Origin of the sequence: Nocardioides sp. (assembly GCF_030655615.1) — a bacterium.
In the GTDB taxonomy this organism is placed as follows: Bacteria; Actinomycetota; Actinomycetes; order Propionibacteriales; family Nocardioidaceae; genus Nocardioides.
The window spans coordinates 1-17,809 of the sequence record NZ_JAURVJ010000204.1; the positions used below are offsets into that span (position 1 = coordinate 1).

Annotated in this window: 16 protein-coding genes, 1 tRNA gene and 1 other RNA gene; 5 read left to right on the forward strand and 13 right to left on the reverse strand. The window is 73.6% G+C overall.

The features are described 5' to 3' along the window. Together Q7T52_RS17230 and ffs are read right to left on the reverse strand one after the other, a co-directional pair. Positions 1 to 1,276 (reverse strand): DNA polymerase III subunit gamma and tau (locus tag Q7T52_RS17230; protein ID WP_304804658.1); only part of this gene is annotated, 1,276 nt, incomplete at its 3' end. Positions 1,277 to 1,339: 63 nt separating this feature from the next. Further along, positions 1,340 to 1,430: signal recognition particle sRNA small type (gene ffs / locus Q7T52_RS17235), an RNA gene on the reverse strand. A 56-nt stretch (positions 1,431 to 1,486) separates the two neighbouring features. Between ffs and Q7T52_RS17240 the strand changes: the two genes are divergently transcribed. The 3 genes from Q7T52_RS17240 to Q7T52_RS17250 all read left to right on the forward strand — a co-directional run bounded on the left by Q7T52_RS17240 (position 1,487) and on the right by Q7T52_RS17250 (position 2,836). Next, positions 1,487 to 1,576, forward strand: a tRNA-Ser gene (locus tag Q7T52_RS17240). 104 nt (positions 1,577 to 1,680) lie between these two features. Next, on the forward strand, positions 1,681 to 2,214 hold the full coding sequence (locus Q7T52_RS17245) for an N-acetyltransferase (RefSeq protein ID WP_304804659.1): 534 nt from the start codon (positions 1,681 to 1,683) through the stop codon (positions 2,212 to 2,214). A gap of 10 nt (positions 2,215 to 2,224) precedes the next feature. Next, positions 2,225 to 2,836, forward strand: a complete 612-nt coding sequence (locus Q7T52_RS17250; RefSeq protein ID WP_304804660.1) for a hypothetical protein — start codon at positions 2,225 to 2,227, stop codon at positions 2,834 to 2,836. 33 nt (positions 2,837 to 2,869) lie between these two features. On the opposite strand, the gene Q7T52_RS17255 is transcribed toward Q7T52_RS17250, so the two are convergent. The 10 genes from Q7T52_RS17255 to Q7T52_RS17300 all read right to left on the reverse strand — a co-directional run bounded on the left by Q7T52_RS17255 (position 2,870) and on the right by Q7T52_RS17300 (position 12,687). Next, the gene (locus Q7T52_RS17255) at positions 2,870 to 3,457 is read right to left on the reverse strand and encodes a hypothetical protein (RefSeq protein WP_304804661.1); all 588 of its coding nucleotides are present in this window, start codon (positions 3,455 to 3,457) and stop codon (positions 2,870 to 2,872) included. An 87-nt stretch (positions 3,458 to 3,544) separates the two neighbouring features. Next, a complete protein-coding gene (locus Q7T52_RS17260; RefSeq protein WP_304804662.1) occupies positions 3,545 to 4,069 on the reverse strand; it encodes a GNAT family N-acetyltransferase in 525 nt (174 codons plus the stop codon). A gap of 9 nt (positions 4,070 to 4,078) precedes the next feature. After that, positions 4,079 to 5,185: a glycosyltransferase gene (locus Q7T52_RS17265; RefSeq protein ID WP_304804663.1), complete on the reverse strand. Its 1,107-nt coding sequence runs from the start codon at positions 5,183 to 5,185 to the stop codon at positions 4,079 to 4,081. A 1-nt stretch (position 5,186) separates the two neighbouring features. Beyond that, positions 5,187 to 6,158, reverse strand: a complete 972-nt coding sequence (locus tag Q7T52_RS17270; protein ID WP_304804665.1) for a phosphodiester glycosidase family protein — start codon at positions 6,156 to 6,158, stop codon at positions 5,187 to 5,189. Between the two features lie 106 nt (positions 6,159 to 6,264). Then, complete coding sequence (locus tag Q7T52_RS17275; RefSeq protein WP_304804666.1) at positions 6,265 to 7,629, reverse strand: S8 family serine peptidase; 1,365 nt, start codon at positions 7,627 to 7,629, stop codon at positions 6,265 to 6,267. After that, positions 7,620 to 9,068, reverse strand: a complete 1,449-nt coding sequence (locus Q7T52_RS17280) for a type VII secretion protein EccB (protein ID WP_304804667.1) — start codon at positions 9,066 to 9,068, stop codon at positions 7,620 to 7,622. Before Q7T52_RS17280 ends, Q7T52_RS17275 begins: the two co-directional genes overlap by 10 nt. Positions 9,069 to 9,073: 5 nt before the next feature. Next, the gene (gene eccD / locus Q7T52_RS17285) at positions 9,074 to 10,432 is read right to left on the reverse strand and encodes a type VII secretion integral membrane protein EccD (RefSeq protein WP_304804669.1); all 1,359 of its coding nucleotides are present in this window, start codon (positions 10,430 to 10,432) and stop codon (positions 9,074 to 9,076) included. 123 nt (positions 10,433 to 10,555) lie between these two features. Further along, positions 10,556 to 10,852 (reverse strand): WXG100 family type VII secretion target, encoded by a 297-nt coding sequence (locus Q7T52_RS17290; RefSeq protein ID WP_304804670.1) that lies wholly within the window; start codon positions 10,850 to 10,852, stop codon positions 10,556 to 10,558. Between the two features lie 29 nt (positions 10,853 to 10,881). Beyond that, entirely contained in the window at positions 10,882 to 11,202 is a 321-nt protein-coding gene (locus Q7T52_RS17295; RefSeq protein WP_304804672.1) for a WXG100 family type VII secretion target, read from the reverse strand. Between the two features lie 129 nt (positions 11,203 to 11,331). Beyond that, positions 11,332 to 12,687: a hypothetical protein gene (locus Q7T52_RS17300; protein WP_304804673.1), complete on the reverse strand. Its 1,356-nt coding sequence runs from the start codon at positions 12,685 to 12,687 to the stop codon at positions 11,332 to 11,334. 184 nt (positions 12,688 to 12,871) lie between these two features. Here Q7T52_RS17300 and eccCa point away from each other — a divergent pair, with 184 nt between their 5' ends. Further along, positions 12,872 to 16,933 carry a type VII secretion protein EccCa gene (gene eccCa, locus Q7T52_RS17305; RefSeq protein WP_304804674.1) on the forward strand — a complete coding sequence of 1,354 codons (4,062 nt, stop codon included), beginning with the start codon at positions 12,872 to 12,874 and terminating at the stop codon, positions 16,931 to 16,933. 121 nt (positions 16,934 to 17,054) lie between these two features. Here the strand turns inward: eccCa and Q7T52_RS17310 are convergent, their stop codons facing one another. Further along, on the reverse strand, positions 17,055 to 17,519 hold the full coding sequence (locus Q7T52_RS17310; protein WP_304804676.1) for a nuclear transport factor 2 family protein: 465 nt from the start codon (positions 17,517 to 17,519) through the stop codon (positions 17,055 to 17,057). A gap of 91 nt (positions 17,520 to 17,610) precedes the next feature. On the opposite strand from Q7T52_RS17310, the gene Q7T52_RS17315 reads away from it, so the two are divergent. Continuing rightward, positions 17,611 to 17,787: a hypothetical protein gene (locus Q7T52_RS17315; protein WP_304804677.1), complete on the forward strand. Its 177-nt coding sequence runs from the start codon at positions 17,611 to 17,613 to the stop codon at positions 17,785 to 17,787. Positions 17,788 to 17,809 lie beyond the last annotated feature (22 nt).

Below are 17,809 nucleotides of genomic sequence, written 5' to 3' on the forward strand. Positions count from 1 at the left end.
GGGTCGGCACGGCCACCGGCTCGGGCGCGGCGGCGGGGATCGGCGCCGGGGCGGGCTGGGCGGCCGGCGGGGTCGGCGCCTGCACGGTGACGCCGTCGGACGGCAGCGTGATCGCGGCGCGCCGCTCGAGCCGGTCGAGGCGGGCCTGGACGCCGTGGGTGGAGTGGTCGGCGCCGGGGAGCAGGACGCGTGCACAGATGAGCTCGAGCAGCAGCCGGGGCGCGGTGGCCCCACGCATCTCGGTCAGTCCGACGGCCACGAGGTCGGCGGCGCGGCTGAGGTCGGCCCGGCCGAACCGGGACGCCTGGGCCACCAGCCGCTCGCCCTGGTCGACGGCGACGTCGATGAGGCCCGTCGCCGGGGCGTCGGGCACCGCGGCGATGATGACGAGGTCGCGCAGCCGGCGCAGGAGGTCCTCGGTGAAGCGGCGGGGGTCCTGGCCGGTCTCGATCACCTTGTCGACCACGCCGAAGACCGACGCGCCGTCGCCCGCGGCGAACGCGTCGACCACCTCGTCGAGCAGCGTGTCGGGGGTGTAGCCCAGGAGCCCGCTCGCCAGGTCGTAGGTGACGCCGTCGGCCCCGGCGCCGCCGAGGAGCTGGTCGAGCACCGACAGGGTGTCGCGGGCCGAGCCGGCGCCGGCCCGGACGACGAGCGGCAGCGCGGCCGCCTCGATGGCGACGCCCTCGCGCTCGCAGAGCTCGGTGAGGTAGGCCGACAGGGAGCGCGGCGGGATCAGCCGGAAGGGGTAGTGGTGGGTGCGCGACCGGATGGTCGGGATCACCTTGTCGGGCTCGGTGGTCGCGAAGATGAAGCGCAAGTGGGGCGGCGGCTCCTCGACGAGCTTGAGCAGGGCGTTGAAGCCCTGCGTCGTGACCATGTGGGCCTCGTCGATGATGTAGACCTTGTAGCGGTCGCGGACCGGGGCGAAGAACGCCTTCTCGCGCAGGTCACGGGCGTCGTCGACGCCGCCGTGGGAGGCCGCGTCGATCTCGATCACGTCGATCGACCCCGACCCGCCGCGGGCCAGCTCACGGCAGCTGTCGCACTCGCCGCACGGGTCGGCGACCGGTGCGACCGCGCAGTTGAGTGCCCGCGCGAGGATGCGCGCCGACGTCGTCTTGCCGCAGCCGCGGGGGCCGGAGAAGAGGTAGGCGTGGTTGACCCGGTTGTTGCTCAGCGCGGCGCGCAGGGGCTCGGTGACGTGCTCCTGGCCGATGACCTCGGCGAAGGTCTCGGGCCGGTAGCGGCGGTAGAGCGCGAGCGGTGAGTCCACGTGCCCGACCCTAACCACGGGCACCGACAGCCGGTAGCCGGGCCGAGGGGCCACGAAAAAGGAAGAGGCCCCCCGCGCACCCGACAGAGCTCACTTACCCTTGCTGCCTTCCGGCCCTGGGGGAGTTGGGCGAGGTGCCGCCACACGGGGGGTTGACCCCGAGCATAGGCGATTGGTCGCCGCCGTTCCCCGACGGGTACGCTCCTCCGCGGAGGATTCGCCTAGTGGCCTATGGCGCTCGCTTGGAAAGCGGGTTGGGTGTGAAAGCCCTCAGGGGTTCGAATCCCCTATCCTCCGCCAGCTCGTGCCAGGACGCCGGTTCCCGACTTCTCGTCGGGGCCGGCGTCCGACACTTCCCGCCGTCCGGGGCGACGACCCCGAGGTCGGTGTCGTAGGTTCGACGGGTGGACATCGTGCGCGTCGGTCCCGACGACTGGGTCCGGTTCCGCACCGTGCGGCTGGCGTCGCTCGCCGACGCGCCGTCGGCGTTCGGGTCGAGCCACGACGACTGGCGCGACGCCTCCGAGGAGCGCTGGCGACGCCGGCTGACCGACGTGCCCCTGACCCTGGTCGCCCGCGACGGGCACGACGGGCACGACGGGCACGACGGGCGTGTGGTGCGTGACGTGGGCGTGGTCAGCGGGCAGGTGCACGGGGAGTCGTGGGCCGAGCTGATCTCGATGTGGGTCGACCCGTCGGTGCGCGGCACCGGGGTGGCCCAGGCCCTGATCACCGCGGTGGTGGGGTGGGCCGAACGGCAGGGTCGGTCGACGTACCTGATGGTCCGCAGCGACAACGCCCGGGCCCGCGCGGCCTACGAGCGCCTGGGGTTCGTCGACCGGGGCGTGCCCGACGGGTGGTCGGCCGACGAGCCACCCGAGCACCGGATGGAGCTGCGCCCCGGCGCTGACGGACCGGTCGAGGCGGCCGGCCAGTAGGTTGCTGGTCGTGGTCGTCTCCCCGGCACGGCTCGTCCTGCTCGTCGTGGGGTGCGTCGTCCTCGGGACGGGCGTCGCGATGCTCCTGAGCGCCGACCTCGGGTCCGACGGCTACTCGACGCTCGTCAACGGGATCGCTGAGTCGCTCGGCATCTCGTTCTGGACGGCCAACGCCATGGTCGGCGTGCCGTTCCTGCTGGTCGCGGCCTCGCGCCGGGTCTACCCCGGCGTGGGCACCGTGGTGCAGGTGGCCGTGGTCGGGGTGACCGTCTCCGCGATGCTCGCGGTCCTCGAGACCCCTGGCACGCTGCTCGGCCAGGTGGCCCTGCTGGCGGCCGCGTTCCCGGTGCTGGCCGTCGGGATCGCCGCCTACCTCGGCAGCCAGACGGGTGCCGGACCGACCGAGGCGGCCGCGCTGGCGTGGGACCCGCCCGTGCCCTTCCGCTGGAGCTACAGCGTCGTGCAGGGCGGGGGCGCGCTGGGCGGCTGGCTCCTCGGCGCCACGGTGGGCGGCGGGACGGTCGCGGTCATCGTGCTCCTCGGCCCGGCGGCCGACCTCGCCGGCCGACTGCTGCGGCTCGACCTCGGCCAGCGCCGGGCCGACGTGCTCCCACCGCCCTGACACGGGACCACCGGGCGGGGACAGGGACCGGGGTCACGACGCCGGGCGGTCGCGCCCGACCCCGAGGGCGGCGAGCAGCCCCGCTGGCCGCACCAGCAGGCCGGTGACCGTCCCAGGCTGCGAGGCGTCGCCGGGGACCGTCACGAAGGGATCGTCCGTGAGGCGGACCGAGCCACAGCCGTGGTCGTCGACGACGACGCCGGTGAGGTCGCCCTCCCGGGCGAAGGACACCACGAAACGAGGGCCGAGGTCGGCGTCGCAGACGAGGTCACCGTCGTCGAGCGGCTCCAGGCTGCGCAGGTCGTCCGAGAACGAGGCGACCTCGTCGGGGCTGAGCTGACGCGGCTCTCCCTCCCTGGCCCACTCGAGCCACGCACCGTTCGATCCCGCCGGCGCGACGTCGCGGCTCTCGTAGGTGCAGAGCCACGCCTCGTCGATCGTCGGGAACGACGGGAGCTCGGTCGCACGCTCGCCCGTGCCGAACCCGTAGGTCTCCCTGGGCGCTCTCGGAAGGATCGACGGACAGAACTGGTCGCCGTGCAGCGACAGCTCGTCCCTCGCCTCGTGCGAGGGATCGACGACCTCGTCGTCGGTCGTGCCACTGCACGCTGCGAGCAGCACGGCCAACGTGGTCAGACCCGTGATCCGTCGGTGTGCCCCCACCGTCCACTTCCCGTCGCTCGGCCGTGCTCCGGTCCTCGCCCCGCCTCAGGACAGCACCGCACCGTCACCCAGACGTCCCATGATCACGGTCGCCGAGCCGATGCCGCGGCCGAGCACCCGCCACCCCTCGGAGTCGTAGAGACGCCTGGCCGGGTCTGCCGGGTCGGCGGTCGTCATGAGCAGCAGACGTTCGTGGGGCAGGTCGCGGCACAGCGACCGCACCAGCTCGCGGCCCACCCCGCATCCGCGGGCGGAGGAGGCCACGCCGACCGAGACCAGCTCGAAGTGCCCGCCCACCCACCGGTCGGCGACCTCCGGCGGCAGGACGCCGCGCGCCTGGTCGGTCCACCACTGACCGGGCTCGCCCGTATAGCCGTAGGCGAACCCGACGAGCTCGTCGTCGCGGTGGGCGCGGGCGAGCCGGAACCCGTCGCGGACCCGGTGCCGGTCCCAGACGCCCTCGCGCCACGACGCGAGGTCGGGGTGGTCGGCGAAGACGGCGTCGTACAGCGGCCACACCTCGACTCCGTCCGGGACCGAGGCCGAGTCGTCCACACGGAGTCGCGTCATGGTGCCGTTCTACCAACGAGCGGCGGTATGGGCCGGCACCGTCTCCGCCCGCCGGCGGTGGGCGAACACGAACCGGGCCTGCACGACATAGCTCGTGGTCACCAGCACCAGCTCGGTGACGAGCTTCGCCGCCAGCAGCGGCATACCCGCGGCGTAGAGCGTCGCCAGGAGCAGGTAGTTGGCGGCGAGCAGCCCCGCCGCCAGCCCGGCGTAGCGGCCCGCGGCCGACCACCGTCGCTCGCCGCCGGTCCCGCCGGTCCCGTCGGTCCCGTCGGTCCCGTCGCCGTCCGGGAAGACCAGTCGCCGGTTGAGCGTGAAGTTGAGCGACGCGCTGGCGACCCGCGCCAGGACGACCGCCGGGAGCAGCACGCCGAGCAGGGCGTGCAGCCCCATCAGCAGCACGGTGTCGACGACGAACCCCGCCAGCGACGTGCCGACGAAGGTCAGCAGCGGCGCATAGATGCGCACCGAGTCGGCGACCGGGCGGAAGTGCGACGAGGCGTTGTCGTCGAGGTAGATCGTCCGGATCGGCACGCTGCGCAGGTCGATGCGGTGACGGGCGGCCTGGAGGAGCATCACGAGCTCGTACTCGTAGCGGTCGCCGCGCAGGGTCGTCAGCCAGGGCAGCAAGGACGACGGGACCCCGCGCAGCCCGGTCTGGGTGTCGAGGAGGCGGCGGCCGGTCGCAGCCCGGAACATCATCCGGGTGACGCCGTTGCCGAACCGGCTCCGCAGGGGTACGTCGCCCTCGAGGTCACGCTGGCCGAGGACCAGGTGCCGGGCGGCGCCCGGGGTCTCGTCCACCGCGTCGGCGACGGCGAGCACGTCGGCGACCGCGTGCTGCCCGTCGGCGTCCGCGGTGACGACCGGCCCGGAGGCACGGACGTCGCGGAGGTGGGTGAACGCCGCCCGCAGGGCCGCGCCCTTGCCCCGGTTGACGGAGAGCCGCAGGACCCGGGCGCCGGCGGCCTCGCACGCGGCGAAGACCGGCGCGCACGCGGTGTCGCTGCCGTCGTCGACGACGAGGACCTCGATCGCGGGGCGGGCCTCGACGAGCGAGGTGACGAGCTCGGGCAGCAGCGGCGTCGGCTGGTAGGCCGGGATGACGACGTACATCTCAGCCGCCGACGTAGAGGACGTCGGAGACACCGCGCTCGCCGTCGTTGCTCGGCCGGTTGACCACCTCGCCCTGGAACCACATGGTCGAGGAGCCGCCACCGTCGAGGTTGTAGGCCGTCCGCGCCCCGAGGCCCCGCATGATCTCGGCGAGCTCCGGGAGGGTGACGCCGCGGCTGTAGCCGGTGTCGCGACCGTCGACGACGACGACGACCACGTGGTCGGCGTCGACGACCCCGATCGCGGTGCGCGGCTGCTCGCCCTGGATGGAGTGGTTGCCGAAGTTGGTGTCGATCTCGACCTGGTCGATGCCGTCCACGACCTCCCCGTCCCTCACCAGGGGCGGGCCGAAGGACAACGTGGTCCAGGCGCCGTCGGCGAGGAGCTGCTCGGCCGTCGTCGCCGTCTCGTCGTAGATCTCCGCACGCCCGTCGTCATAGAGGACGAGCCCCTCGCGGGCGCCGTCGGCGCGGTAGATCGTGCCGTTGCGGATCTCGATGCCGGTGTCGCGGAACCCGTAGTAGTCGCCGTTGACGGCGAAGACGGCCCCGCGGTCCTCCGCGATCGACGAGGTGTTCTCGACGATGTTGGCGCCGAACTGGTTGTTGGCGAACCCCGTGCGCAGCACGGTCGCGTCGGTGAGGGTGAGGTCGGCGACGAAGTAGGTGACCGTGTCGTCCCCGGACCCGGTCTCGACCTTGCGCACCCTGATGGTGGTGCCGTCGGCGCTCCAGCTGTCGTCCGTCGCCACGGCCTCAGCCGTGTCGAGGGTCGTGCCGGTACTCCCCGACGCCTGCTCGTACGCCGTCGCGTCCGCGACCTCGACGTGGTCGACGACGTACTCGTCGAGGGCCCAGGCCCCGGCGGTGCCGGCGGTGAGCAGCGTGGCGAGACCGCCGACCAGGACCGAGCGGCGGCCCAGCCGGCGCCGCGGCGTCGGCTGGGCCTCTTCCTGCGTGGTCTGTGCGTCCATGGACCCACGGTCGCCACCGGCTCTGTGCCCGCCCTGTGGCCCACCTCCGACCGCGGTGTCAGTCGTGGGATCAGTCGTGGGATCAGTCGCGGGATCAGTCGCAGGGTCAGTCGTCGAGCCTGCGCCGGCGCGACAGCACCGGCCGCAGCAGCAGCGCGACCGCGAGCGCCCCACCGCCGAACAGGCCCCACCACACGGCGTTGCGCCGGGTGCCCGAGAGGACGTCGGGCTCGGCGACCGGCAGGGTCGCCGGGACGGCCGGGTCCTCGCGCTCGGCGCTGGTGGCCGGGCTCGACGGGAGCGGGCGGGTCAGGGCGTCGAGCGGCTGCACGATGCCGCGGCCGACGTACTTGTCGGGGCTGCCCTCGGCCGCGGGCGCGCCGCCGGTCGCGGTGGTCTCGAGCCGCGCGACGAGCTCCTCGGAGGTGGCGTCGGGATAGGCCGAGGCCAGCAGGGCGAGGATGCCGGAGACCTCGGCGGCCGCGACCGAGGTCGACGACCCGAGCACCAGGCAGGGCTCGGCGTTGATGCCGTAGGACAGGGCGCCGTAGGTCGGCACCACGACGTCGATCGCCGAGCTCAGCAGCCCGGCGGGCGTGGTGTCGCCACCCTCGTCGGCACCCTCGTCGGCGGGGTCGGTCGTGGTGCCGACCGCCACCACGAGGGGGTCGTCCTTGGCGTAGCCGGCCGGGAACCAGGTGTCGCCCGCGTCCTCGCCCGGCGAGTAGGACGACCCGCCGTCGGCACCGTCGGCACCGTCGGCACCGTCGGCGAGGTCGCGGTTGCCGGCGGACGCCACGACGATCGCGCCCGTGGCGGTCACCTTGCGGACCGCCGCCTCGAGCTCCGGGCTGCCGTCGCGGACGACCAGCGAGACGTTGACGACCTGCACCTGGCCGGGACCGTCGCCGGCCACCTCGGCCACGGCCTCGAGACCCGCGACGAGGCCCCGCTCCGTGAGGAGCTTGAGGTCGTCGTCGGACCCGCCCGCGTCGGGGTCGTCGGTGTCGTAGACCCGGGCGTCGAAGACGGTCGCGCCGGGAGCGATGCCCACGAGTCGGCCGTCGGCGAGCTCGTCGCCGGCGATGACCCCGCCCATGGCCGTGCCGTGCCAGTAGGTCGGCGTCGAGGTGGCGCTCAGGTCGGGCGGCGCCTGGAAGCCGGCGCCGTCCTCGTCGATCGCGGCGCCGGTGACCCCGGAGTCGATGACGGCGACCCGTACGCCGGCGCCGGGCTCGCGACCGCCGGTGAGCCGGCGCACGAGGTCGTGGGCCTGGCTGACCTGGAGCGCCACGAGCGGTGCGCTCGGGTCGGTGGGCGGGCTGGTCGGGAGGGTGTCGGCGGCGTCGACCTGCGTGCAGTCGTCGACCTCGTCGGCGGCGGGGGCCGGCGCGGCGCCGACCACGACGAGCGTGCCCCACGACAGCGCGCAGGCCGCGGAGGTCGCGAGCAGCCGCCGGCTCACGAGCACGTGCTCTCCTGGTCGGAGGTCGGCGGGCACCGGGCCGCGTCGATCGTCAGCGGTACGCCGGCGGGGAGCAGCTCGATCCAGGCGTTGGGGACGACGACGTCGGGGACCACGTCGGGCCCGTAGCCGAGCTGGTCGCGCTCCTGGCCGGGACCGACCGGGTAGGCCAGGCCGCGGGGGTCGACCAGGAACCCGCTGGTGTCGCCGCCCTCCTCCCAGTCGCCGGAGTAGACGAAGGCGCCGCGCCCCGACTCGACCGCGATCTCGGTGTCGCCGAAGTCGACCTCGGCGGCCGACGCGGTGCTGAGGTCGTCGGCGGTCGCCAGCACGACGCCCGGCTTGTCGGCCTCGACGTCGAGGCGCGCACACAGCTGGCCGACGGGCCGGGTGTCGCGCACCTCGGTGGGCCACCGGGCGGCGTCGGGGAGGTCGCGCGTGGTCATGACGGAGGCCGGGGCCTGGTCGAGGGTGATCCGCTCGGACTCCTTCCGGGCGGGGTACTCGAGGCCGCGGAACACCGCGGTGGCGAAGGCGTCGAGCTCGACGACGCGGTCGGGGGTCACCAGGTAGACGTCGTCGTCGACGAGCAGCTGGTCGCCGACCCGGGCGCCCGGGGCACCGGGGTCGACGTCGGGGGCCGTGCCGAACCGGTCGTCGGGGATGCCGAACGACGACAGCGCGAGGTCGCCCCCGGCCGGGAACAGGGTCACCCAGGTGTCGGGGACGCGGGCCGGGCTGCCCTCACCGGTCAACGCCTGCAGCAGCCGGCCACGACCGGCCTTGCCGGGCACCGGGTAGGCGTAGGCCCGCTCGCCCCGCTCGTAGCCCCCGTTGGCGGACTGGGCGACGACGAAGACGCCGCTCGAGGTCTCCACGGCGGTGACGAGGCCGGGGTCGTCGGTCACGGCGGGCTCGGCCCGCAGCTCGACCTTGACCCCCGTGGGCTCCTCGGCGCCGGTCACCACGCCGAGACACGCGGTCCACCCGGTCTGCACGAGCTTGTCGGGGTCGGGAGGGGTCTGCGGGGCGCCCAGGATGCCGATCGGGGCTCCGGGGTCCTGGTCGGCGATCTCGTCGTGGGGCACCCGGTCGGCCCGGACCCCGGAGCCGAAGATGAGCATCGCGGAGGTGATGTTGGCCAGCGGACGCAGCTCGTTGTCGCCGGACCCGTCGGGCTTGAGCAGGTTGAGGTAGACCGCGCCCGACTCCTTCTCGCTGACGAGGCCCTCCTCGCCCCAGTCGATCGACGTGGGCGACTTGAGGATGCCGAGCACGGCGCCGGCGGCGACCAGCAGCACGGCGAGGGCGAGGCCGCCGACGACGGCACGACCGGGCCGGCTGGGCTCGACCTCGCGGCCGCCCGGGGCGCCGGAGACGAACGCCGTCACCAGCCGCCGGCGGCTGAAGGAGTAGGCCTCTACGAGGTCCTTCTTGGTGGCCACCCGGCTCAGACCTTGATCTTGTCGCTGAGCCCGATGGCCAGCACCAGCAGCGGCAGCAGGGCGACGAGCGAGAGCGTCTCGAGGACGTCCCCGAACCGCCCCCGGCGTACGGACGGGCCCGACGGCAGCAGGGTGAGGGCCAGCAGCGCCGCTCCCCCGCCCGCCAGGACGACGGCCAGGGTCGGCTGCCACGAGGGCCAGCGGTAGAGCACCGCGACCGCCACGGCGACCAGCCCGATGATGCCCGACCCGAGCCCGACGAGGACCTCGGAGCCGGTGCGGTACTGCCGGGTACGGAGCATGACGACCAGGCAGGCCACCACGGCCATCAGGGTGCCGTAGATGCCGAGGTCGACCGCGAGCCTGGCGGTGACGACCAGCAGGATGCCGACCGTCGCGGAGATGGCGATGAGGATCTCGTGCGCGACCCGTGCGTCGGCCGCCACCCGGCCCGGGTCGACGTCGTCGGGGTCGGCGGTGATGTCGGCGGCGGAGTAGAGCTGGTCGACCGTGGTGCTCGTGACACCGAGGGCGAGCCAGGGGAACACGCTGCCGACCAGCACGACGAAGGCGAGGACGCAGCTGAGCAGGACCTCGGGATCGGCGTCGGTGCCCTCGACGGCCAGGCCGCAGACGCCCAGCACCGCGCCGACCACGACGGCGGGGATGACCAGCGTGCGTCCGGCGCCGAGCCCGACGAGGCAGACCAGGCCGACGACCGCGAGCGCTGCTCCGGCCGCGGCCGCGCGGTTGCCGTAGAGGGCCTCTCCGTCGGTGAACATGACGGCCGCGGCGACGGCGTAGCCGCCCGCGATCCAGGCGACGGTGACCGCAGCCTCGGGCTCCTGCTGGGCGCGCGACAGCACGATGGCACCGGCGGTGAGCGCGAACGCGACCACCGCGGCGGCGTAGGCCGGGAGCGAGGAGCCGGGCGAGGACTGCACCAGCAGCGCGACGGCGCCGAGCGCCAGCAGCAGGGTCGCGGCGGTCAGCGCCGTGCGCCGACCTGACTCGGGCGCCCAGGGCTTGAGCTCGTGCTCCACGACGTCGGTCATCGCCTCGACGACGTCGTCGTAGACGGGCGGCACCGGGTCGTCGATGCCCGCGATCACCGTGATCACCGAGCCGTCGTCGACGCCCTGGAGGGTGAGCCCGGAGTCGCCGGCGAGCCGCCGACCCTCGGAGGTCACCAGCTTGTAGCCGCCGTAGACGGTGGCGGAGTCGAGCAGCCCGACACTGCGGGCGAGCTCGGGCACCAGCTCGGCGACGGGCACGGCTCCGGGCAGCACCAGGTCGACCCGGCGGGTGCCGGAGGCGACCGTGACGCGTACCAACCCGGAGGTGCCGACCGGCGCTTGGCTCATCGTTGCTCCCTCGTCGTGCTCGACCCCTGCGTCATCCGGTGATCATCCTGACACCGGCGAAGGGACCGACACCGGGTAGGTGTCGGCCCCTTCGAGGACCCGCGAACGGGCCACGAGACGTGGTCAGCCGCCGAACTGGGCGGCGCCCTTGGCGTCGGCCGCCTGGTAGTCGAGGTTGGACTGCGTCACCGAGGTGTGGGTCTCGTTGAGCAGGTCCTTCATCTCCTGGATGGCGGTGTCCCACTTGCCCTTGGCGACGGTGTAGGACTGCTGGGCGTTACCGGCCCAGTCGTTGCGCAGCGGCTGCAGCTCGGACTCGAGCCGGTTGAGCCGGTCGTCGATGTCCTTCACCGTCTGCTGCATGTCGGCGGCGGCGTGCTCGAGCGCGCTGTGGTTGACGCGGATTCCGTCGAGGTTCATCTGTCTGTCTCCTTCGGTCCGTGGGGTGGTCAGCCGAGGCGACCGGACAGGCGGCCGAAGGTCGCGCTCTGGTCGTCGTCGTTGGAGGTGTTGGTCTGCTCGGTCACCGTGAGGGACTGGGCGAACTCGTCGAGGGCCCCGACGATGGTGTTCTGCTTCTCGGTCCAGGCCTGGTGGAGGACGAAGAACGCGGAGGCGCCCTGTCCTCCCCACTTGCCCTGGACGGCCGAGATCTGGTCGGTGAGACGCGAGCTGATCGTGGTGAAGTCAGCACGGGCGTCCGAGACCAGGCCGGCGGCGCGGGTCAGAGTGCCTTCGCCTTGGCCGTACTCTGCAGCGGCGTTCGACATGTCGCCTTCTCCTTAGACTGGGCGGCTGCTCGCCGCTCCATGAGTGGGTGATGGGATCGGGTTCTCCTACTCCGCTCACGTCAGGAGCGGGACGTCGAGGTTGTTACCCGACCCAAAAAGCCGCAAACCTCAGCCTGTCAATTCCCACAGGAGACGGAAGATCCCGGCCGCCACGACGACCGAGCCCATGGCGAGAGCACCGCACACGCTCTCGGCGATCTCGGCACGGCGCGACCACCACGCCGAGCGCCACCCGCGGCCGAGGGCCACCGCGACCAGCACGAGCAGGGCGCCGAGGCCGATGGAGAGCGACGAGACGGCGGTCGCCCACCCGGTGTCGCCGGTGACGACCCAGCCGACGAGGAGGGTGAGCCAGCACGCGAGCCCGGCGGCGCGCAGGAGCGCCCGAGCGGCGGCGTGGCGATAGCTGCGGGCGGCCAGCAGCAGGGCGGCGCCGGCCAGGCCCACCTCGAGCCGGGCGCCGAGGACGTCGACCCACACCGAGGTCTCGCGCAGGAGCATCACGGCCGACACGGTGGCGACGACGAGGATGGCGACGCAGGCCGCGGTGACGGTGCGGCTGCCCCGGGCCGCGACGTCGGCGACGGCCCCGCGCGGCACCAGGATCCGGCCGCGACGACCCGTGGGACGGTCCCGCGCCGACCAGGCGGTCACGGCCAGTCGTTCGACGTCGAGGAGGTACTGGTCGGGCACGTCGACGGCCAGCACCGGCACGAACCGCGAGGCCAGCATCGCCACCACCAGCGCGACCGCCCAGACGACCTGGGCGTCGACGTCGGCGAGCGCGGCCAGGGTCGTGCCGACGAACACCGAGACCCCCGCGATCATCCAGACACGCAGGCCCTCCTCGCCGGGCTGGTCGAGGGCGCGGGCCACGGCCGCGGTCACGGCGGCGGCGAGGCACGCCACGCCGAGGATGGTCGGGAAGCGCTCGGGTGCGGGGTCCCACGCGACGACGTAGGCCGCCGCGCCGGCGTACGCCGGGACGGCCAGCACGCGGTGCCGCGCCAGCGGGCCGACCGGCAGGACCCCGACCACGGCCACCGCGACGAGCACCGCGACCGCCACGTCGCGCAGGTCGGACGACTCGGGCAGGCCCGACGCGAGCCAGCCGGCGAGCACCGCCGCGACGACCGCGACGAGGCACCACAGGGTCGAGAGCGCCCCGGGCTCGAGGCGGCGGGTGGGCCGCTCGGCGCGCCGGACCCGGCGAGGGGCGGCTGGGCCGTGACCGGCGCCAGGACCGGCCGGGCCACCCGGCACGGTCGCCACCAGCACCGTGCCCGTGACCACGCCCGAGTCGGCCAGCGAGGCCTCCATCGGCAGCGCCTGGCCCAGGCGTGTGTAGAGCGACGGCACCGAGGGGAGGTTGGCCTGACGTGAGTACTCCCTGGCCACGTCGGCACCCGAGGCCGCGGCCGGCACGTGCAGGTCGAGCACCCCGACCGGGCCGTGGACGCTCACGGACACCACGTCGCCGGCACGCGTCGTACCGCTCACCGGACCTCCCGTGGCCTGAGGGCTGCGGGGCGGGGCGGCCCCTGGGCGGGCACAGTACCCGCCTGACCGCGTCTCTATCATCGGTGAGCCGCGGCGACCGGCCGCGAGCAGATCAGCACGGCGACGGTGGGCGGACCCAGTGAGCATCATGTCGAGCGCGACGGGCGCGGCGGCGGCGAGCGGCGCGCAGCCGACGATCCGCGGCGGACGGGTCGAGCAGCCCGAGATGCCGAGCGGCCAGCTCGTGCTCCAGCCCCCGCCGCAGATCCAGCCCAGCGAGGGCGCCGCCGGGATCGCGATGAACGCGATCCCGATGCTGGGCAGCCTCGGGTCGATCGTGCTGGTCGCGACGATCAGCCGGGGCGGCGGCGCGGGCGGCGGGTCCGGCAGCAGCCGGAGCTTCCTCGCGGCCGGCATGTTCCTCTTCGCCACGCTCGGCTTCATCATCGTGCAGATCGACCGGCAGCGTAAGCAGCGCAGCCAGCAGGTCACCGGCTCGCGCACGGAGTACCTCCGCTACCTGTCCAGCGTGCGCAAGGTCGCCCGCGAGGCGGCCGCCCAGCAGCGCCGCGCCCTCACCTGGCACCACCCCGACCCGTCGGCGCTGCCCTCGCTCGCCGAGGAGCGGACGCGGGTCTGGGAGCACCACACGACCGACGCCCGGTTCCTCCAGGTGCGCTACGGGCTCTGCTCCCAGCCGCTCGCCCTCGAGCTGGTGCCTCCCGAGAGCGCGCCCATCGACGACGTCGACCCGGCGGCCGCCTCCGCGCTGCACCGGCTCCTCGTGGTGCACCGCACCCAGCCCGACCTGCCGGCGTCCATCGACCTGCGCGCCTTCGACCGGATCGAGGTCTGCGGCGAGGAGGAGCAGGCGCGGGCCCTGGCCCGGGCCATCATCTGCTCGGCCACGGCGTTCCAGTCTCCCGACAACCTGGTGCTCGCGGTGCTGTCGTCCGACGAGCACCTCGCCCACTGGGACTGGGTCAAGTGGCTGCCGCACGCCCTGAGCCAGGAGCAGACCGACGCGGTCGGGCCGATGCGGATGGTCACCACGTCCCTGAGCGACCTCGCGGCCCTGCTGCCGCCCGACCTCAGCGACCGGCCGCGCTTCGGCGCGGACGAGCGCCCGGCCTCGCCGCACATCCTGCTGGTCACCGACGGGGTCGAGCTGCCGCCGGGCAACCACGTCGTACCCCCGGACGGGCTGCACGGGGTCACCCTGCTCGACCTGCCGACGCGGTGGATGGAGCTCGAGGACGCCACCCGGCTCCGGCTCCAGCTGCACGGCGAGGCCGACGCCTCCGGGTTCGTCCCGGTCGAGGCGATCCGGCTGCGCGAGGACCCGATCCGGGCCAAGGCCGACCAGTGCGACGCCGCGACCGCCGAGGCGTTCGCGCGGCGGCTCACCCCGCTCTACAACGTGACCGTCGCCGGACCCGCCGACTCCGGCACCCCCGGCGAGATCACCGGCCCGTCCGACTTCATGGACCTGCTCGGCCTGGGCGAAGTCCGCACGTTCGACCCCCACACGGCCTGGCGCCCGCGCCCGGCGCGCGACCGGCTCCGGGTGCCGATCGGGCTGGGCGAGAGCGGCGGCATGGTCCACCTCGACATCAAGGAGTCCGCCCAGCAGGGCATGGGCCCGCACGGCCTGGTGATCGGCGCGACCGGCTCCGGCAAGTCGGAGTTCCTCCGGACCCTGGTGCTCGGCCTGGCGATGACCCACTCCCCCGAGCAGCTCAACATGGTGCTCGTCGACTTCAAGGGCGGCGCGACCTTCGCCGGGATGTCGGAGATGCCGCACGTCTCGGCCGTCATCACCAACCTCGCCAACGAGCTCACCCTCGTCGACCGCATGCAGGACGCCCTGTCGGGCGAGATGGTCCGCCGCCAGGAGCTGCTCCGCGAGGCCGGCAACTTCGCCTCGATCCGCGACTACGAGAAGGCCCGGGCCGCGGGCGAGGACCTCGCACCGCTCCCGTCGCTCTTCATCGTCGTCGACGAGTTCTCCGAGATGCTGTCGGCCAAGCCCGAGTTCATCGACCTGTTCGTCGCGATCGGCCGGCTCGGCCGCTCGCTGGGCCTGCACCTGCTGCTCGCCTCGCAGCGGCTCGAGGAGGGCCGGCTCCGCGGGCTGGAGTCCCACCTGTCCTACCGGATCGGGCTGCGGACCTTCAGCGCCCAGGAGTCGCGGGCCGTGCTCGGCGTGCCCGACGCCTACGAGCTCCCCGCCGTGCCCGGGCTCGGCTACCTCAAGCCCGACCCGACGACGATGACGCGCTTCAAGGCCGCCTACGTCTCGGGTCCGCCGGCCACCGGCCGCCGCCAGGTGCCCCGCGACGAGGGCGGCCACGTCCGCGGCATCCTGCCGTTCACCATCTCCGAGGTGCTCTCGCTGGAGACCGAGCCCGAGCCCGTCGAGGTGGCGGCCCCGACGCCGACCGAGTCGCAGGAGTCGCTGCTCGACGTCGCGGTCGACCACATGGAGGGCCAGGGCGCGACGGCGCACGCCGTGTGGCTGCCGCCGCTCGACCAGCCCGACACCATCGACCAGCTGATGGGCGACCTCACCGAGGACCCCACCCTCGGCCTCGTCTCCCCGCAGTGGCGGGCCCTCGGCGGCCTCGTGGTGCCGGTCGGCACCGTCGACCGGCCGCGCGAGCAGCGCCGCGACACCCTCACGCTCAACCTCAGCGGCGCGGCGGGCCACGTCGCGATCGTCGGCGGCCCGCGCAGCGGCAAGAGCACGATGCTGCGCTCGCTGGTCGTGAGCATGTCGCTCACCACGACCCCGCTGGAGTCGCAGTTCTTCGTGCTCGACTTCGGCGGCGGCACCTTCGCGCCCCTGGCGTCGCTGCCCCACGTCGCCGGCGTGGGGACGCGCAGCGAGCCCGACGTCGTACGCCGGATCGCGGCCGAGGTGCAGGGCGTCGTCGACCGGCGCGAGGCCTACTTCCGCGCCAACGGCATCGACTCGATCGAGACCTACCGCAGCCGCCGGGCCCAGGGCCGGGCCGACGACGGCTACGGCGACGTCTTCCTCGTCGTCGACGGCTGGAGCACGCTGCGCTCCGACTTCGACGACCTCGAGATGTCGCTGCAGGTGCTGGCCTCGCGCGGCCTGACCTTCGGCCTGCACATCCTCACCGGCGCGGCGCGGTGGAACGACTTCAGGGCCGCCATGCGCGACCTGCTCGGCACCCGGCTCGAGCTCAAGCTCGGTGACTCGATGGACTCCGAGATCGACCGCAAGGTCGCAGCACTGGTCCCCACCGGCCGCCCGGGACGCGGGCTGGTGCCCGGCAAGCTCCACTTCCTCGGCGCGCTGCCGCGCATCGACGGCGAGGCCAGCGCCGAGACCCTCGGCGACGGCGTCGAGGCCCTCATCGCCCGCGTCACCGCCGCGTGGACGGGCCCGACCGGACCCAAGCTGCGGCTCCTGCCCGACCACATCGAGCTCGACCGCATCCTCGAGATGGCCGGGGTCACCGACGACGCCGACAGCCCGGCCGCCCGGCGGCTCCACGTCGGCATCAACGAGAAGGAGCTCGCCCCCGTCTCCCTCGACCCCGACACCCAGCCGCACCTGCTGCTGCTGGGCGACGGCGGCTCGGGCAAGAGCGCGTTCCTGCGGGCGCACTGCCACGAGGTGATGCGTACCCGGACGCCCAAGGAGGCCCAGCTCGTCGTCGTCGACTACCGGCGCTCGCTGCTGGGCGAGGTCCCGGAGGACTACCTCCTCAACTACCTCACCTCCGCCACCCAGGCGCAGCCGGCGATCAAGGACCTCGCTGCCTACCTCGAGAGCCGCATCCCCGGCCCCGACGTCACCCCCGAGCAGCTGCGCAACCGGTCCTGGTGGACCGGGGCCGAGGTGTTCGTGGTCGTCGACGACTACGACCTGGTGGCCACCCAGCAGAACTCCCCCGTCGCCCTGCTCCAGCCGCTGCTCGCCCAGGCCCGCGACGTCGGCCTCCACGTGATGGTGGCGCGCCGCTCCGGCGGCGCGTCGCGCGCGCTCTACGAGCCGGTCATCCAGTCGATCCGCGACCTGGCCATGCCGCAGCTGATGCTCTCGGGCTCCCCCGACGAGGGCCCCCTCCTCGGCAACCTCCGCCCCACCCCGATGCCCCCCGGCCGCGGCCGCCTCATCACCCGCGAGCGCGGCGTCGAGGTCGTCCAGACCGCCTGGCAGGACCCCTCCCTCTAGGGGTCTCGAGACGGCCGCGGGCGGCCTAGAGGACCACCGTGGGGGCGGCGGCGCCCGGGCACAGGCGCCCCACCACACTCAGAGCCCGCGGCGCGCGGCGGTCGGTCCGCGACCAACGTGGTTAGTGCAGGTGTGCGCCGGGGCCGGTGACCTTGAGGTGCGGGAGGTCGGCGAGGTTGTAGTGGATCTCGTGGGTACGCCGGTAGCCGGTGTGGGTGACCCGCCAGCCGTCCGGCGTACGGACGTAGCGGTCCTCGTAGAACGACGCGCCCTCGAGCATGAACTGGAAGGCCTCGACGACCACGCGGTCCTGGAGGTACCAGTGGCCGACGGCGGTGTCGCCGTCGACGGTGATCTCGGGGTGGTGGACCTGGTGGAGGGTGAGCAGGCCCTCGCCGAGGTTCTGGCGCATGTAGTCGACCAGCGCGGCCCGGTCGGCGAAGACGAGGCCGTTGTAGTCGCCGGTGGCCTCGGGGACGAAGCAGTCGGCGAAGGAGTCCCAGTCCTTGGAGTCCAGCGAGCGCAGGTAGCGGTACTTGAGCTGGCTGATGTCGTGGACGGCGATCAGGTCATCGAGGGTGGTCACGGCAGCAACGTAAGGCAGATCACCTGCACATGAGACGTGGATGTAACCCGTGGTCAACCTTCGCGAGAAGTTGGAACCGCACTCTTGGCTCATGACTGAGAACGAGAAGCAGGAGGCCGCCACGCTCGATCAGCGTCGCGCCGCCCGCGTTGCCCTCAAGACCCGCCACTCCCAGAGCGTGGTCCGCCTCATGGACGAGCGGACCGACCTCCGCGGTGTCCATGCCCTTGCCGACTTCGTCGACGAGTCCGTCCGCTGGACCGCCTGACCCTCCCCCGACGACCAGACCC

What these genes read in the sequence shown, in the direction of transcription:
- Q7T52_RS17260 (WP_304804662.1), bottom strand. Translation starts at nt 4,069, where the DNA reads ATGACGCGACTCCGTGTGGACGACTCGGCCTCGGTCCCGGACGGAGTC.
- Q7T52_RS17265 (WP_304804663.1), bottom strand. Translation starts at nt 5,185, where the DNA reads ATGTACGTCGTCATCCCGGCCTACCAGCCGACGCCGCTGCTGCCCGAG.
- Q7T52_RS17270 (WP_304804665.1), bottom strand. Translation starts at nt 6,158, where the DNA reads ATGGACGCACAGACCACGCAGGAAGAGGCCCAGCCGACGCCGCGGCGC.
- eccD (WP_304804669.1), bottom strand. Translation starts at nt 10,432, where the DNA reads ATGAGCCAAGCGCCGGTCGGCACCTCCGGGTTGGTACGCGTCACGGTC.
- Q7T52_RS17290 (WP_304804670.1), bottom strand. Translation starts at nt 10,852, where the DNA reads ATGAACCTCGACGGAATCCGCGTCAACCACAGCGCGCTCGAGCACGCC.
- Q7T52_RS17295 (WP_304804672.1), bottom strand. Translation starts at nt 11,202, where the DNA reads ATGTCGAACGCCGCTGCAGAGTACGGCCAAGGCGAAGGCACTCTGACC.
- eccCa (WP_304804674.1), top strand. Translation starts at nt 12,872, where the DNA reads ATGTCGAGCGCGACGGGCGCGGCGGCGGCGAGCGGCGCGCAGCCGACG.
- Q7T52_RS17315 (WP_304804677.1), top strand. Translation starts at nt 17,611, where the DNA reads ATGACTGAGAACGAGAAGCAGGAGGCCGCCACGCTCGATCAGCGTCGC.